Annotated in this window: 18 protein-coding genes; all 18 read right to left on the reverse strand. The window is 37.7% G+C overall.

All coding sequences use genetic code 11. The features are described from left to right. Positions 1–105 precede the first annotated feature (105 nt). Positions 106–1185: a glycosyltransferase family 4 protein gene (locus tag ACTQ53_RS05605; protein ID WP_441932378.1), complete on the reverse strand. Its 1080-nt coding sequence runs from the start codon at positions 1183–1185 to the stop codon at positions 106–108. 18 nt (positions 1186–1203) lie between these two features. Further along, on the reverse strand, positions 1204–2244 hold the full coding sequence (locus ACTQ53_RS05610) for an O-antigen ligase family protein (RefSeq protein ID WP_441932379.1): 1041 nt from the start codon (positions 2242–2244) through the stop codon (positions 1204–1206). Positions 2245–2923: 679 nt separating this feature from the next. Beyond that, positions 2924–3187: a hypothetical protein gene (locus ACTQ53_RS05615; protein WP_441932380.1), complete on the reverse strand. Its 264-nt coding sequence runs from the start codon at positions 3185–3187 to the stop codon at positions 2924–2926. A 30-nt stretch (positions 3188–3217) separates the two neighbouring features. After that, positions 3218–3421 carry a glycosyltransferase gene (locus tag ACTQ53_RS05620; RefSeq protein ID WP_441932381.1) on the reverse strand — a complete coding sequence of 68 codons (204 nt, stop codon included), beginning with the start codon at positions 3419–3421 and terminating at the stop codon, positions 3218–3220. Between the two features lie 3 nt (positions 3422–3424). Further along, the gene (locus ACTQ53_RS05625) at positions 3425–4690 is read right to left on the reverse strand and encodes a flippase (protein ID WP_441932382.1); all 1266 of its coding nucleotides are present in this window, start codon (positions 4688–4690) and stop codon (positions 3425–3427) included. A gap of 657 nt (positions 4691–5347) precedes the next feature. Further along, the gene (locus ACTQ53_RS05630; RefSeq protein ID WP_441932383.1) at positions 5348–6292 is read right to left on the reverse strand and encodes a glycosyltransferase family A protein; all 945 of its coding nucleotides are present in this window, start codon (positions 6290–6292) and stop codon (positions 5348–5350) included. An 11-nt stretch (positions 6293–6303) separates the two neighbouring features. Next, entirely contained in the window at positions 6304–7119 is an 816-nt protein-coding gene (locus ACTQ53_RS05635; RefSeq protein ID WP_441932384.1) for an ATP-grasp fold amidoligase family protein, read from the reverse strand. Positions 7120–7464: 345 nt separating this feature from the next. Next, complete coding sequence (locus tag ACTQ53_RS05640; protein WP_441932385.1) at positions 7465–8313, reverse strand: hypothetical protein; 849 nt, start codon at positions 8311–8313, stop codon at positions 7465–7467. A gap of 1 nt (position 8314) precedes the next feature. Further along, positions 8315–9451, reverse strand: a complete 1137-nt coding sequence (locus ACTQ53_RS05645; RefSeq protein WP_441932386.1) for an AAA family ATPase — start codon at positions 9449–9451, stop codon at positions 8315–8317. After that, entirely contained in the window at positions 9448–10608 is a 1161-nt protein-coding gene (locus ACTQ53_RS05650) for a DUF262 domain-containing protein (protein WP_441932387.1), read from the reverse strand. The genes ACTQ53_RS05645 and ACTQ53_RS05650 overlap by 4 nt, the downstream gene beginning before the upstream one ends. Positions 10609–10692: 84 nt before the next feature. Continuing rightward, positions 10693–11757 carry an NAD-dependent epimerase/dehydratase family protein gene (locus ACTQ53_RS05655; RefSeq protein ID WP_441932388.1) on the reverse strand — a complete coding sequence of 355 codons (1065 nt, stop codon included), beginning with the start codon at positions 11755–11757 and terminating at the stop codon, positions 10693–10695. Positions 11758–11759: 2 nt separating this feature from the next. Beyond that, a complete protein-coding gene (locus ACTQ53_RS05660) occupies positions 11760–13079 on the reverse strand; it encodes a nucleotide sugar dehydrogenase (RefSeq protein WP_441932389.1) in 1320 nt (439 codons plus the stop codon). A gap of 573 nt (positions 13080–13652) precedes the next feature. Continuing rightward, on the reverse strand, positions 13653–14198 hold the full coding sequence (locus tag ACTQ53_RS05665; RefSeq protein ID WP_441932390.1) for a hypothetical protein: 546 nt from the start codon (positions 14196–14198) through the stop codon (positions 13653–13655). A 353-nt stretch (positions 14199–14551) separates the two neighbouring features. After that, on the reverse strand, positions 14552–14665 hold the full coding sequence (locus ACTQ53_RS05670; protein ID WP_118255933.1) for a HepT-like ribonuclease domain-containing protein: 114 nt from the start codon (positions 14663–14665) through the stop codon (positions 14552–14554). Between the two features lie 3 nt (positions 14666–14668). Continuing rightward, positions 14669–14980: a nucleotidyltransferase family protein gene (locus tag ACTQ53_RS05675; protein WP_118416155.1), complete on the reverse strand. Its 312-nt coding sequence runs from the start codon at positions 14978–14980 to the stop codon at positions 14669–14671. Positions 14981–15452: 472 nt separating this feature from the next. Continuing rightward, positions 15453–16301: a hypothetical protein gene (locus ACTQ53_RS05680; RefSeq protein ID WP_441932391.1), complete on the reverse strand. Its 849-nt coding sequence runs from the start codon at positions 16299–16301 to the stop codon at positions 15453–15455. After that, a complete protein-coding gene (locus tag ACTQ53_RS05685; RefSeq protein ID WP_119230289.1) occupies positions 16298–16783 on the reverse strand; it encodes a Panacea domain-containing protein in 486 nt (161 codons plus the stop codon). Before ACTQ53_RS05685 ends, ACTQ53_RS05680 begins: the two co-directional genes overlap by 4 nt. A 628-nt stretch (positions 16784–17411) precedes the next feature. Further along, positions 17412–17675, reverse strand: a complete 264-nt coding sequence (locus ACTQ53_RS05690; RefSeq protein ID WP_441932392.1) for a hypothetical protein — start codon at positions 17673–17675, stop codon at positions 17412–17414. Positions 17676–17748 lie beyond the last annotated feature (73 nt).

Raw genomic sequence — 17748 nt, forward strand, 5'->3', positions numbered from 1 at the left:
ATAATTTTGCGTTTGTCGTGATTTGCAAAGTTACTGAAAATCAGCGACTTGACCAACTTTTTATAGTTAAGTTTTCATAAGCATTTCTTAATATAAGTTATTGATTTACAGCCGATTAAATATTAATTTAACGCAGTATTGAACAAAATCATCACTATTTAATAAAGTCTCTGCGTTTTGTCTACTATTCATACAAAATAATCTATATTGTTCATCATTCAAAGCCAAAGCTTTAGAGAGTGATATAGCAATAGACTCTGGATGATGGGGATCGAAAAGGAAGCCATTAATGCCATCCTTCACATATATAGAATTGTCACATACATCACTACAGATAATTGGAAGGCCAGTAGAAATTGCTTCACAAATTACATTAGGTGTACCTTCAAAAAAAGAAGGAAGACAGAAATAATCAGCTTCAGCATACTTTTTCTCTATTTCTTTGGTTTTGGGACATAATTCTATAAAATCCTGTAACCCATATTCAATAATTTTATTTCTACATTGCTCGAGGTAGTCTGAATATCTATCAGCTATACCATACCAGCAAACTCTAAAGTGATGACCTGCGTCTTTTAGCAATTTCACACCTTCTATGAAGCCTAAAGTATTCTTAGATTTCCAAATCGTAGCTGCAACCACGATTAAAGGACATTCCCTTCTTGGGTGCTTGACATAAGAGAACTTTTCTAAATCGACAAAATTGGTAATTGTTTTCATTTTCACCCTCATCCACGGATAATGCTTCATGAGAAATTTCTCTTGAGCATAACTATTTGGCACAACGGCATCTGCGGTATGATATAAGCAAAAACGTATTCGCTCATTTAGACCCATATTCTGAGTTGTATTCCTTTCGCTTACAATAAGGTGGAACTTACAACCCATTATCTTGGTCAAACACGCTACCAAGGAAGGGGTTTCCTGATATGCTATCACCCAATTAGGCTTCTCTATTTGAAAATACCTGCGGACAGCAAATATTCGTTTTTTTGTATTGCCCGCATTTGGGATTATTTCATTTTCCACTCTATTCTCATCGAGATATTGCTTATAAAAATCAATATCGTAATAGGTACAAACTTTTACTTCAAACCTTTTTTTTTTCAGAAGGACGGCAAGCCCTACTAGTTGGCGCTGGGCACCACCCGCCCCCAACGAATCAGTAAATAGTAATATTTTCATAACCAAAAGAGACCTGCTTTAATAATCCATATCATTTTCTGTAGCAAACATTGAATACGTCATTATCGCAGACATAGGAATTGTTATTGTTGACATAGAAAAAAAAGTTTGAACAAATGTTATAAACAAACAGACACCAATAATATTATAACAAACTTTGTAATTTTTAGCATAAACTAACTGTTTCAAAAAACAACACCAATAATTCACGAACAAAGAGAATCCCATCAACCCGCCACAAACAAGAATTTCGAGCCAATCATTATGTGCCTCTATACCATTTATCCTAACTGTATAATAAGCACCACCACCAAATATCTTATAATATATATCGGTATCATTAATAAGATAATTTAACATCTTAGAATATATTATATCTCTATCAGAGGAATCATTATTTTGTGTAGCTAATACCCTTCTTTGCATATAAGGATTTGACTCATATAAATCCAAGGTGTAATATATACCTAATATTATAACTATAAATGTAAAGCATAGTAAATACAGCCTTTCTTTTCGCTCTGCAGATTTCAAATTATGAAACATCAACCAAAATATAACTAAGATACCTATAATTATTGCTCCTCTTTTCATAGATAGCAATATAAAGATAAACAAAAATGCTAATAGGCTATACTGAACTATTTTATTTTTCCACAAAAAAAGATAAGGCAATAAACCTAGAAAATCGTAACCGGCATTATTTGTTATATCTCCAAAGCTTTTTGAGGACATACCATATTGTATATTATAATTCTTCTGATATCCTATAAATGAAAGTAAAGCCATACCAACAAATATAAAAGTATACTTTTTAAGTCTCTCCTCATTTAAACTACCATTTAACGAAAAACGATAAAATGTAAACAATGATAACCATTGCATTCCCCAATCTTTAAGATAAAACCAATTTGGTAGGATTACACCATTTTTGTACCCATCATGATACTTAATTACATCATCCTTAACTATTAAAATCACACCCAGAATAAAGAGATAAAAGACATATATTTTTAATCCTTTAAAATATCGATTTTGATAAACGGGAATCATTAACATAAAATCACAAAATGACCATAAGAAAATGCACCCTAATAATAATTGAGAAAACAGAGTTCCCGTAAAATTTAAGAGGCCTTGAGCATTATAGAGGAACCATAATATGACATATAAATCACATTTAGTTATTTTGAATCCAAAGACATCAAACATACTATAAATCAATAAATAGTTACATACAATTAAAAAATGGTCAATTCAGCTGACCATTTAATATCTTCCCTCTAAAAAGGGAATATATTTTGAGATAAAATAAGAAGAACATATCGAGAGACCTATTGTCAATAGAAATATCAGTATGTCCTTATCTATCTCATAAGAGACAATATATTTTTATGTAAGGATGAACCATAAGCAAAAGCAAACTATGCTTTCCACAGAATATCAATAAACTTGATATTGGCCATACCCTATATAAAATGATACTAACCATCAAAATTGAATGACATGACAATATAGCAAATCCTATAGTTATCAAATATGACTGTCTATATAATAAATTACTAGCATAAGCACACCAATGATATTCCATCAATTGCCCCCACAGACCTTGGGTACAAATCGTGTCTTATACTTATGCGCAGTACGTGTCCACCTCACGCCTTCAGGAAAATTAGAACACTTATCATCAAACATAAAATTATCCGGTACCGAAGCTTCGTTTCTCAGTACTTCTACCTTACGACATCCATCCATTTCGCCCCTTTTTTAGTTTGAAATTCACTTCATTATAATCAGAGTTAAAATATGGATGTGGCAGTTTATCTCCAACCAATTTTCCATCTTCATATTGAGCCCTTGCGCGTACCTCCCAAAAGATATCATAATTAGGTTGTGATTCTAGTTGTTTCCAATAGTAATCAAAAACCTCGAGCATATTATCTGTAATTGGATCATCATCACAAGTGACCACATAACTACCTTCAAAAACTTTTGTAGCCACACGCTATGCTGTGTGCTTGCCTCCATTCAGTTAATCAATAAACTTTATTGGAATTTTGCTTTTATCAATAATATTGTTCACTACCTCCACCGTGTTATCAGTAGAGCCATCATTTACTATGACCCATTCAAACGATCCCTTGAATGTTTGGTGATTAATCATTTCTGCAAGAGAATCAAGCATTAAAGCCCGATTATAAGTTGCAGTGAAAATAGAAAATCTGTATTTATACATAATCTATTTAGTTTTTATAACATCACTATATTTACGAGCCAATAAAAACGAACCTATACCAAGCATTCCCCTACATATTAGAACTGTGATTGCAGCACCTATATAAGAGTAATAAAAAATAAGTGGAAACGAAATACACATTCCAATAATAGAGGATGCGAAAGTTAGATTTCTTAATGGTTTTTCCTTGTGAATTATGATTAAATAACTTGTACCATAAGTAAAACTCATAGCTAAAAAAACAATTGACGCTGATAGAATCTGCATAACAATGATTGAATTATTAAACTCCTTTCCAAGAATTAGGCGTATAACCCATGGTGATACAAGAATTATCAAAACTGCTCCTATAATAGCAATGCTCATATTAAGTTTTGCATAAAAGCCATGTTTATCTAACCTTCTTGCTAAGAAAGGATAAAATGCTCGAGAAAGCACTGCTTGAAACTGATATAATATTGTTGGAAATTTATTGCCCCCGTCAAACAGACCATTCGCGGTGGAACCGCCGAAAAATCCTAGAAGCAGGACAGAAAAGCTATTATAGAAATTGGGCATAATGTTGTTAATGAAGACATCAGTACTACCTTTAATAGTTTTTGATATTTCTTTCCATTTAGGTCTATACAAAGTATATCCCCATTTATGCAAAATCAAATAGAGGGCTCCTATTCCACATATAAGATAACCGATTGTGGAAAGTAAAGGTTGAATTATATAATCTTCTTTTTTATGAATGAAAATGAATACAGCAACAGTAAATAAAAGTTTCATCAGAAGATTGAAAATAGTTGTATATTTCATTTTCTCTATAGCCTGAAACATCCAGTCAGGAAATAGAATATACCCCGGAATCATTAGGAATGTGATTAATATTACCACTGCATTCTCCCGAAAATATGGTACAATAGCTACAAGAAGCAATAAAATAAAACCAGAAATTAACATCAGAAGGCATCTTGACCAAAGCACATTGCTAAATATCTGTGACACTTTTTCCTTATCATCCCTATGTTGCGCAACATCACGTGTGGCTGTAAGGTTAAATCCCCAATCAGTCACAGTTTGAAACCAGACGACTACTGCCGAAGCAAAAGCTATTTTCCCGAAGCCCTCAGTTCCTATTACCCTAGCAAAATAAGGCATCGAAATCAAAGGAAACACATAGCCTGCTATTTGTAATAGGGTCAAATAGCCAAAATTCGCAAATACAGTTTTACCATCATTACTACTATTTAATTGCTTTTTAATTTCTATTATCTTAGTCATTTATTCTTTTGCTATCTGTAAGCAGTCACTTTAGGCACGTTAAGCCATAAAATGAATGCTTTTTTATTATCTTTTAAGAAAAATCATTTGAATTTATGCCCAAACAGTAACAGTAGCCAGCTGCCATCTATGAGCGAGTAAGTCTACCAATTTGTCCTTTGCCGTTTTCTTGATCCTGCGGAACACATCACAAAGATACTCAACAGAATCCAAATTGTGCTTTCGGATATTGCAAAGTGGGACATCAGGCAAACAAAGCGCACACCTGATTCCGGACTACCAACAAAATAACTATTATTGCGATATTTCGCTAATCTTCTAATCTGGCACTCCCATACATTGTTCGAGATATCAAATAAGTTTACCCCGACTCGACTGCAAGTATCTACTGTAGGCTTAACACAAATTTTAGTATATCCTTCCATCACCTGCGATATGGTCTCTTAACTCAGAGTAGCGCAATCATGTCTTTTGGGAAAATCATTTTGCTTTGCTTCTTCTCCTCATCGTAAGTAAGTATTGTGCCACCACATACACTACACATCAATGTCTTTGGCATGACATTAGGTATGGAGAAATACATCGAATATATACATGCGAGCTATAAATGTCATACAAAAAAGATTTTAGCTTATCTTTCATCTTTATAATTTCAAACTATTTTCTTATCATATACAATGCCGCCGCTATCGGCAACAAACATAATACGGCTAATCTATCTCTGAAACGATGGAGAGGAGACAAGACCATTTTTTTCAATCTGACATTTTGGTAGCCAATATTCAACCAATTCAGCAAAAGCGACTTTTTATTATATCGCATCATCAAGTCTTCTTGTTCATTGACCATATATATAGAACTAACAAGTGCTGTATAAAACTTCTTTCTATTTGGTTTTTGCTTGCTCAAAGAGAAAGGAGTATTTACATAAATTCTAACTATATCTGGAATATAACGGGTTTTATATTTTCTAGCAGCCTTTGACCACCTTAAACATTCACTATAGTTTGTTATTTCATGTCCAAACAGAATATCAGCAGGAACTGCTGCCTCGTTTTGTAATACGGAAACCTTTCTACAGCCATCACATTCAAGGGTACCATATCCCATTTTATAACAAAATTCATTGTAGTCAGAATCAAAGAAAGAATCGAACTTAGGACCTACCAATTTTCCTTTTTCATCCTGGACTCTTGCTCTTATCTCCCAAAAGGAATCATATAACTTTGCCCCCCCACTTTCCAACACTTTCCATTGCCGGTCAAATATCTCAAGCATATCATGCGTAAGACGATCATCATCATCTGCTCCAACCTCATATAGTCCTTGGAAGAGCGGAGTAGCAACACGCCAAGCAGAATGCTTACCTCCATTTTCCTTTTTAATATATAGTATCGGAAGTTTCTTCTCCTCAATAAACTCGCGTACCACTTCATCAGTATTATCTGACGAGCCATCATTAACGATTACCCATTCAAAATCCTGATAAGTTTGGTTCAGCAAGTCATCGTATACATTTTTCAGCACATTACCTCGATTATATGTAGCGGTAAATACAGAAAAACGATATTCTTTTCTGTCTCTTGTATCAGTTATTTCCATAAATATACTTTCTATATATTGATTAAACTTCCTAACTTAGAATCCCACACTTCTGGTGTAAATTTTGCAAAACCACTTGAATCAAAGAAGGTTAATTCTCCAAAATAAACTTTATCATTAATCTCATAAAAATCAGCACGGACATGAGGAATACCTTTTGAAACCTTTGCTGCCAATTCTTTCATTTCATCGAAATGCTGAGGAAGTTTCACTTCTCCCTTATAATTATCTCCACCCTGCTTTAAATCGAGATGATGCAGCTGCATATCATAGTAATCGAAACAAACCTTGTTCGCTCTATCACTCGCCACAAACAAGACCTTAGGTTCACCATTGAAACAGAAAATCTTATAATCGTTAAGTTCCTCAAGTTGCGCCTTGGATATGGATTGAGCTTGTCCCCCCATATCCTGCATAAACTTCTCTGCCAGAATCTTTCTTGGAACATTCTTATAAGGCCACTCACGCCAGCGCATATAGTAATTTTCCTTTAAACCTTTGCGCAGTTCTGCCTTCACCTTTTCTATGTCCAATTTGCTTTTATCACGACAAATGCACATACCTGTACCACTATTATGATTGCACTTCAGTACAAACTGATTAGGCAGTGCATCGAAGTCTATGTCATCAGGATCATCCCATACACCCAGGGTAGGGATGATATGTTCCTCACCTATCAACTTGGCAACATACTCCTTAGCCTTTACCTTATCCACCATCACGGTATATGCAGGGTTATGGTTATAGAGTTTCAGCCACTGCAACTTCTCATTGAAGGTTACAGGATGCTTTAAATTCAGTTTTTTGCCTAGATTCAGCCAATACATCATCTCTAGGTATGGCTTATCTGAGACTAGACAAGAGATCTTCTGCAATCCAATTATGCCCAACACACGTGGGTTATGAAAAATCAAATTAAAAATTTTTTTAACCGTTCCCATTAGTATTTATTTTTTTATATACATACCTTTCAAAATAACTTTTCATGATAGGAAACATTAAGGCAAAAACATTCATAGGCATCCAACCCTATGACAAAACACCTCCATTCCCTAGTGTCTACTGGGGAAACAGTGTAAATAAATAAAACGGACAATTCTGAATATAAAATAGGTTTTATCTACATCGCAAGGGAAAGTTTATATTATCCCTTGCAATGCTAGGTTGAATGCTTACTTTTTATTTAGTAAAAGCTCTATCTTCTTTTTGACTTTAGCAGGAACACGAAAATCATCCTGTTCCTCTTTGATGTGAAAACCGTGATAGACTTTTCCTCCCTCACACTTGAACTCGATAAACTTATCATTATTCTCGTCATAATAATAAAGAGACTTGCACTCCTCATCTTCACCAATAGCCTTCATCAGCAACTCTCTTGCTTCATCTTTAGAGCAAAGTAACAGAGAGACTTCGTCACCTTTATTTTCAGGATAGGCACCCTTTCCGTTCTCTCCATGCTTTGGATTTAAATGGAAAACACGTTCTGGCTTACGATTATGCGAAAACCATTTCGCCAAGTCCGTTTCTTTCATCTCACAAGTACTGACAATCAAAGTTTTCCCATTAAACTCGATTTCCCGCTTATCTGATTTATGAGAAAAAGCATTACAATCCATAAGCAAAAAGCTACTGTCTGTATCTTTAACTTGACGCTTTGCCATCTCACATAAAGTATCTCCCTTAATCGCCTCGTGGAAATATCTCACTTCGTCAGATTCTGTTATGATCTTCTTTTTATGCCAATCACTTCCCCAGTTCACCATAGCCATCCTTAGCAATACCGATATACGAGGATAACAATCCTGCAATGTATCTATTGGAATCATAAAGGCCTTAACATTCTGCGAGTCATAATAACCACAGAAGCTCTCATAACAGAAAAAAGACTTAATTCTATTGATTGCATCAATATACTCATGATACTCCTTATTACCCAAAAGCTCTATCCTATTCAAGTATCCGGGTTGGTCTTCTGCCTCCACATATACAGGAAGCAACAAGAATATTTCCACATGTTCCATATCAGAATCCTGCTAAAGTTCTCAAATCAATTTCTATCTGGTCAAAGAAGTTCATAGGGGGAGCTGGATGAATATGCCCGTCTTCCTCTACATGCAGCTGATGAGCTTTAGCTACATGCTTATGCTCATCACGGTCGAAGAAATAAAGAGATAATTCTTCTTTATTTATCAAGTCTTGATTCACGGCAACCAAACTTCCATTAACAATATGATCACTATGAGTCTCTATCACCACTTGAATACCCGCATGCACAGCCTTGGCTATAAGTTTCATCAATACAGCTTGTCCTTTGGGATGAATGTGAGCTTCAGGATTTTCTATCAATATCAAGGCATCTTTCTTTGCACTCAACACTGCCACCAAAATAGGTAAAACATAGGTAATTCCAAAGCCTGTATTCATTGCACTCATTGACTCTGTTATCAAGTTGTCCTGCCTATCAAACTTATAGTTCAACTTAAAATCTTCACCTTCTTGCTTTACATCTATTTTGATAAATGGAGAAATCTCCCTCAACCATCGTCCAACTTGCTCACCCAATCTTAAGTCTGGAGTGATGTCAGATTCGTCAAGGATAGCTAACTCTTTGGTTTGAATGGGTTGATTTTTATATTGCTCCAAGAAATGAATGGTATATTCACATTGCCCCATCATCTTGGATATTTGCTTTTTGGAAACAACCAAGGATGTATCTCGATTATAGCTTTTCTTCGGTCCAAAACGAAAAGCGCTGATATACTGAAAGTTCTCATTAAACAAAGAATAGCCTGCCAATTTTTCTCTGCAGGAAACATTCTTTTCACTTGCAGGGAGAAGCGTATCCATAATGTTATCTGGGTATAAAAAGCTATAACTCAAAGGTGCTTGATTAGAAAAATCCATATCAATTTTTAAATCATGCTTATCAGAACTTTGGCAAGCCAACTCACCCGAAATACCCAAATCGCAAAAATCTCCTCGAAGATTCAATCCATTTTCCAAATCATTTGAGAAATAGGACTGTCGCAACAAGAGCAATGCTTGTATGATGGAAGACTTACCCATACCATTCATGCCTGTGAGAACAGTTAGACCTCCCATATTTATTTCTGTATCATCATGCAATTTAAAATTGCTCAAGGAAATTTTCTTTATCATTGTTTATTAATTATATCAAACAACATTTCTTTCACTGTGGTAAAACGAGCCACCACACTGTATTTCTTACCTGTGCCTGTCGTAACAGCTTTCATAAACTTATCTTCATGACAAAGTTTTATAAACTCTGCTTTGACTTGAGAAGCTGACTTCAATAACTCATTTCGTTCATCATCAGTCAACCATGCTATATTCACACTCAACGAGTCGAAAACAGATTTGGAAATTGGCTTTCTACGATCATGTATATCCAAACGCTTACGGAAAGCATCTTCTTGGAAAATTTGATAGCAACATTTCATTGACTTGTCAAAAGCCATATAAATTTTGTTTCTCTCATCTGCCGTCATTTGGTTTAGCCTACCCATCTGAGTATTCATGAAATTATCAAGCTCGCCAGAATAGCATTTATATCCTATATAGAATGCCACAAAGCGATTGGCAAAATCACGATCTTCCATACGCAGACTTTGGATGCTATAATTGGTTGCCTTCCTGAAATATTCGTTTTCTGCCAACTTCTTGATAAACAATGCAGCTGGTCCTTGATTCAAGGCATGTCTCATTTCTTGGGGTTTAAGCGGTTCACCTGCTGTATTTACCCTTTGGAATATAATAAATTTGACTTCATTAGGTGTTGTCTTTCGAAGTGTATTCATCGTAATTTTAAGGGCATTGATCCTTCGTATCTCAGGACGTCCCAAATCATCATACCCCTTTCCCTCAAAAGTATGCAAGAACTGAAGGTTTTCCAACTTTAATGTCTTAAATATCACAAAGTCCTTGATAGCACACAATCTTTGCAAACCATCTATAACAGAAAGTTTCTGACTATATCTATCCTCGCTAAAATAAAAAGAAGGAAGGGGAAGCCCTAACAACACAGACTCGATCAAACGGCTTTTCTTTGTCGGGCTCCATATATCGCTAGCTCGTTGGAAATCAGGAGTTAAGTCTATTTCATCATTTTTCAACTGATCTATCAACAATCCTAAATTTACGGTAGCGATATCTACATCGATACTATTGGGATCAAAAGGCTTGGTGATAGTTTCTTCTATAGAACCATCACCCAACAAGTTCTCCTGTTCAACTACATCATTGTCAGAAGCAACATCCTTTGCCTCAATCGGCATTGCCTTATTTTGGTATTCCATAACCTTCACATTTTTGTGCAAAAATATGAAAATATCTTGAAAACACCAAATTTTGTCTACGTTTTAACATTTAGAAAGATTCCTTCAATCAAGGATAGAAACATATCCCTTATACCATTCTGCAAACTTTCTCAGCCCGACCCTCAGCGAGGTATCTGGCTTATACCCAAAGTCACGCTCCAATGGTGTAGTGTCAGCATAGGTAACTGGAACATCGCCTGGCTGCATTGGTACCAACTCCTTATGCGCCTCGAAGTCGTAGTCTTCGGGGAGGACACTGGAACGGATTAGCTCCTCTTGCAGGATAGTAACGAAATCTAAAAGATTTTCGGGATGACTGTTGCCAATATTATATACTTTATATGGTGGAATAGGCAAGCCGTCCTCGCCTACTCGCTTCTCCGGAGCATGCTGCATCACTCTTACGATACCCTCTACAATATCATCTATGTAAGTGAAATCACGCTTACAATTACCATAATTGAAAATCTTGATGGTTTCACCTTTTACCAGTTTATTGGTAAAACCGAAATATGCCATATCTGGACGACCAGCAGGACCATAAACGGTGAAGAAACGCAAACCTGTGCTAGGAATATTATAAAGCTTAGAGTATGCATGAGCCATCAGCTCATTGCTCTTCTTGGTAGCGGCATACAGACTTACAGGATTATCCACCTTATCATCAGTAGAATAAGGAACTTTTTTGTTACTACCATAAACAGATGAAGAAGAAGCATAAACCAAATGCTCTACCTCATGATGACGGCAAGCCTCCAAGATGTTATAGAATCCGATGAGATTGCTCTGGATATAAGCATCTGGATTGGTGATGCTATAGCGCACACCAGCCTGAGCTGCAAGATTCACCACTACTGAAATCTTATTTTCAGAGAAAATCTTTTCTACAGCTTCCTTGTTGGCAATGGAGTCATGAACGAATGTCCAATCCTTACCTAAAGCTTCTATCTCCTTCAATCGCTCATACTTGATATTCACATCATAATAATCCGTAATGCTATCAATACCGATTACCTTGATGTTCTTAGCATCATTAAAAAGGCGCTTTACAAGATTGCTGCCGATGAATCCGGCAGCACCTGTCACCAAGATGGTATTACCATCTAGACTAATATTATAATCTACCATAACTAGTCTCTTCTAAATATATCTCTTGTATATACCTTATCTTTTACATCATCCAAACAAGCATCATAACGGTTAGCAATGATGGCTTGGCTCTGTGCCTTGAAGACATCCATATCATTCACCACCTTGCTACCGAAGAAGGTGCTGCCATCTTCCAATGTTGGCTCGTAGATTATTACCTCAGCACCCTTTGCCTTGATTCGCTTCATAATGCCTTGGATGGCAGACTGGCGGAAGTTATCGCTGTTACTCTTCATCGTCAGGCGATAAACTCCTATCACACAGTTGTGCTCCTTGCTTGCATCATAGCAACTATTCTCATTATAATAACCAGCCTTTCTGAGCACGGCATCTGCAATATAGTCTTTTCTTGTACGGTTACTCTCAACAATTGCCTCTATCAGATTCTCCGGAACATCAGCATAGTTTGCCAGAAGCTGCTTGGTATCCTTTGGGAGACAGTAACCACCATAGCCGAAACTTGGATTGTTGTAATGGGTTCCGATACGTGGGTCAAGACCTATGCCATCAATGATTGCCTTGGTATCCAAGCCCTTGACTTCTGCGTATGTATCCAATTCATTGAAATAGCTTACTCTTAGGGCAAGATAGGTATTGGCGAAGAGCTTGACGGCTTCTGCTTCCTTCATGCCCATAAAGAGTGTATCGATATTTTCCTTAATGGCTCCTTCCTGGAGCAAAGCGGCAAAAGTCTTGGCTGCTTCTTTCAACTTTTCTACATCAGTAACCTTCAAGATTGCCTCGTTCTCATCTCTAAACTCAGGGCGTTCGATAATCTTTGGATAGCCTACGATGATGCGGCTTGGATAGAGATTATCATAGAGTGCCTTGCTCTCTCGGAGGAACTCCGGGGAGAAAAGAAGATTGAATTGCTTCACTCCTTTCTGGGCATACTTCTGATATAGGCTTCGAGTGTAACCTACTGGGATGGTACTCTTGATTACCATCACTGCATCAGGATTCACCTCCAGGACCAAGTCGATAACTTCTTCTACATGAGTGGTGTCGAAGAAGTTCTTCACTGGGTCGTAGTTCGTTGGTGCTGCAATGACTACGAAGTCGGCATCTTTGTAAGCTGACTTGCCGTCCAAGGTTGCTGTGAGATGCAGAGGTTTCTCTGCCAGATATTTTTCGATATACTCATCCTGTATCGGTGATATATGATGATTCAGTTTATCTACTTTCTCGGGAATTACATCTACTGCTGTTACCTCATGGTGTTGGGATAAAAGCGTAGCAATACTGAGTCCTACGTAACCGGTTCCGGCTACGGCAATTTTTAATTGATTAAAATCACGCATTGTTTTAAGTTCTTACATTAATGCATCCTGAGCCTCTGCCGAAACTAACTTCCCGGCAGAGAACTGCAGGATGCGATGTGGGTGATTATGTAGCGCCCACACTACTAAGCTACTTCTCGTTTTATATATTTTTTCGTTATTTCTAAATATATAATTGGTTCGTATCGGAAATTTAGGAAATAGAGTCCCTGCCAGATAAGAATCGCTTTGAGGGGATTCTTACCTGGATATTGATTGAGTAAAAATAGTATGAATTTGATATTATAAGAGATTTTTCGAATCCCTCCGTCTCCCTTTAGCCAAAGGGAGCTCCACCTTTCTCACCAAGCCTCTCTTTCCTCAGGAACGAGAGGATGTAGCTGGCGACGCTATAGCTCTGCCAGAGTTTTGGTCAGCCAGCGGAGCCTGTGCCCTAAAGGGCTGGCTGAGATTTTTTACGCAATAAAATTGCGATTGTTTGTCGCCTAGCGGAAGACTTTATAGCTATACTTTTTTATCGAAATTGCTGATTGCTACCGAAACTTATGGATTCCATCACAAAGCATTGATAATTCTTTCTGAAAATAATCTATATCAGGAGATATGTGCCTCCTCTAATAAATTCAAAACATCCTGTTCATTAAGATGGTCGTAATTGTATTTGGATAAATGACCATCACGCTTGATAAAAGCTGCAATTTGATGAGGAGCTATCGTAATACCAGCCAGGTTCTTTCCCTCTGTATAATCTAAATATAAATAGCCTCGGGCATCAGGGAACAATACCCAATTTACCAACTCCTTATCTGAGGATAGCATTATGACTCTGCGAATGAAATCTTGTATTCCTGAATCGATAGAAACACTGTTTTCTCCATCCCAGCCCTCTTTCAGCAAAGCTAATTCTTCCAAACGCTTGAGCATCTTACCCTTGATTGGGGTCGCTGATTGATTGGTGAGATTAGACAGAAATACCAAACAGTTATATAATGCACTCTGGTCATTCGTGGTATATACTGCATCCATTACATGATGGCGCAATGTCTGTATATCCGTATTTGGAGAAATACAGACTCCCACAGGATCCGCTACCAAACTTGGCGCTGCCTCTGGAACTTGATATGATTTTGATTTACTCATAGCTTTACCATCAAATTAAAACATGGTGCAAATATAAGGGAAATATATGATATAGCCAAGGGATTTCTGGTTTTTAACACATCGGGAAGTCCCACAGATTTGGCTTTCCCTTCGGCCGCCGATTTTCAATTCACTGATGAACACAGATTTCTTTGCGGCCTGGGCGGCCTGGAATTTGAAAGGGTCACGCAGATTTCGCAGATGACGCAGATTTTTTTTGACCTATTCGGTCAGATTCACACAGATTATTTGCGAACGTATGCGGTTCCCCTTGTAGAGGACAGAAATCTAAGGGACTGGCTGAGAGTGCTTACGCAACAGAGTTGCGATTGTCTGTCGCCTAGCGGAAGACTTTATTCTGGTTGTTCTTGCAGATATTTCTCTATCCAAGGCTTTAACTCTGGAATATCACATTCTATTGTATCCCAAAGACTTTCCGGATCTACAGTATAATAGCCATGAATAATACTTTAACACTTTCTCTCATAAATCAAGAACTTGTCGTTATTTACTGAGTCTAACGCAAAAGGTAAGAGGCGACTGGCTTCTACCATATCTACCTTACGATGAAGTAAATCTTCTAAATTGAGCATCATGGCAGCAATCTTCATCAATGAAACTCTGGAGTTCTGGCGATCATACTCTACAAGAATATCGACATCACTATCCATACTCTCTTCGCCTCTTGAGCATGAACCAAAGAGCCAAGCCTTCTTGATGGGTTGGCTTCCAAAGAATTGCTGAATCTTTGGAATCATATTTTCAACATTCTTACTAATCATAATCGAGTACCTTTTTATTGTTTACATGCTGCAAATATAAGGGAAATATCTGAAATAGCCAAGATATTTCCGGTTTTTAACAAATCGGAGGATTATCGAAGTCCCACAGATTTGGCTTTCCCTTCGGCCGCCGATTTTCAATTCACAGATGAACACAGATTTCTTTGCGGTCTGTGCGGTCTGGGAAAAGTCCCACAGATTTCAGAGATGAAGTAGCTGGCGACGCTATAACTCTGCCAGAGTTTTGGTCAGCCAACGGAGCCTGTGCCTTTGTTCTAAAATCATCCCGTCCTTCTTTACCATTAAAGAAGGCTCCACCTCTCATCTCGGTCTTCTCCCCTCAGGGAAGAAGAGGAAAACCGCCCTACTCGGTGCTCGAACCGCTACGCTTTATAGTTGGCGGGGCATCAAAGCCCTGCGCCATGTTGTGCGGGATGGGACCGCCATGGGTGGAAAGGCGATTTGCAAATATTTAAACTTCCTCATCTGGATTGAAGTGCTCAAAGAAACTGGTTCTTCGCTCTTGTAATGTACTTGTTTCCTGACACAAAAAACGACAGGCAAAATCATACATCGGCGTAGCTGCACTATGTTCACTGGCATCAATAAACTCTAAATTATCAACATAATAGTTTACAAGGTCGGCATCCTCAGATAAATCAGCTGCAAATAAAAACAGATACTCACAACCTACAATTTCCATTAAATCAAGAATCTTAGGAACTATGAATTGCCAAAACACAACTGTTCCTAACTTCTGATGTATCCCTGTTTGATACCAAAAATCACGATGAGCTTCATTTGCACAGAAATGCACAATCTCTACTCCTGCAAAAGTGGTACCTACGTTCTTATTATTCTCACCAAAGATTTTCAAAAGTTCCTCTGAATCCAAAGAAAGATGAAGAGCTCTTGCTACCTCCAGTTTTTTCAATCCCTTCTTGGTTCTTACTTTTTCTAGTATCGCATTGATCGCATCTTTATCTGTTCCTTGCAATGAAGGATCTTTGCTCAACTGAAAAATATGCTCATAAAAGGCTTTCATGTCTAAGAGTCGATCACCTTCCAGAAACTCATCATACAACAAGCCACACTTCAATGAGAAATAAAACAATATTTCACCAGAATTGTTCTTAACCACATAATAAGCAACTCGGTGATTTGCATCATCCTCATAGGCCTCATTTTGCAGCGTATTGACAATACTGGGATTCCTTCCATTATAAAAGTCATCCACCAATCTAAAATTATCAACATTAGAGGACAATCTTTCACAATGTAAGGATCCTAATATCCGTTCTTGTTCTTCAGTTATTCTCATGCTCTTGACATTTGAAAATCCTTGTATTGGGCTAATAAGAATCTACGGATATTGATTCTTTCTGCATCCTTGCGAATATCCGACAAATCTATATCAACATCACATGTATCGTAGGGTGAATAGCCCTCACGCGCCTTCTTCCAAGAATATTCGCCATGACTCAAAGTACTGAGACTCCATGACTGCTTGGGAGCATACTGCTCAAAGACCTTATCAAAGACACCTTGATATTTTTGGAGACTTTCTCGGGATAGAGAAAAACTTAATGAGTTATCTTTATAGTGCTGACGAATTTCAAGTATAACAGGACCATATTTCCATGCCTTGAATTTTGCTCCAAACATGGGTTCTCCTAACTGAACCAAGCATTCACGCTGAGTGAAATAAAGCAACTTATGTAGCTTCATCTCATCAATGCGAGTACCATATTGATGCTCGTAGCGCTGGCTGATATAGGATGCTATTTTCACGACATCTTCCATAATTTTGTTCCTTTCTTTATTGTTTACACGCTGCAAATATAAGGGAAATATCTGAAATAGGCAAGGAATTTCCGGTTTTTAACACATCGGGAAGTCCCACAGATTTGGCTTTACTTCCCGCTGGTCAGTGGGTCCGGAGGACAAATCTCCCTTCAGCCGCCGATTTTCAATTCACGGATTTACACAGATTTCTTTGCGGCCGAGGATAAGAGGACCACGCAGATCTCGCAGATTGCGCAGATTTTTACGCTTCCTCCGGTTCCCCTTATAGGGGTATATGTTTGGGTGGGTGTGAAGGGGGTGTATAAGAACTTTTGTATATACATCGTGCGCAAAAGATAAAGAGAAAGGGTATCAGATAGTTATGCCTTCTTTTTAACACTCTTTTCACGCTAAAGTTCATATACCCCCTTCACACTTCACACTTTGTTTGCTAACTGAACTTTCGCATATCAGGAAGTTAAAGGAGTTAAGGAAGTTAAGGAGTTAAGACGTATGTCTTGCTGCTTAAAAACAACGCCAAAAAGACTGTTGTCTTAACTCCTCTGCGACCGTAGGGAGCGATAACTCCTTTAACTCCTTTAACTTCTGAGCTTGCGAAACTTGAATTTGCTAATCTAAAAATCGATCATTTCGGCGACAATGGTTCCAGCAACCCGTCAATCAGACGAAGCAGCTCGTCTCTGTGAGCCTCGCCAACCAACGACTCCATCCAACGTATCGCGCCCCAGTAGTCGTCGATGGAAACATCACGGTCCATCGCCTCCAGACTCTTGGTATACGCATCAGACAGCTGGAACTCCTTGCGGATGGCTGACTTGGTGGAAGCCCAATGCTTCTCCTCCTCGGTAAGACCACCCTCAAAACGGTCTTCCTTCAGTTCTTCACGCATAGCCCAGAACACGTTGTGGACTAAAAGATTAAAACACTTGTGGACAGAAATCATGCCCGTCTGTAGTCGTAGG

The organism is Prevotella sp. Sow4_E9_plate, assembly GCF_052116205.1.
Taxonomy (GTDB): domain Bacteria; phylum Bacteroidota; class Bacteroidia; order Bacteroidales; family Bacteroidaceae; genus Prevotella.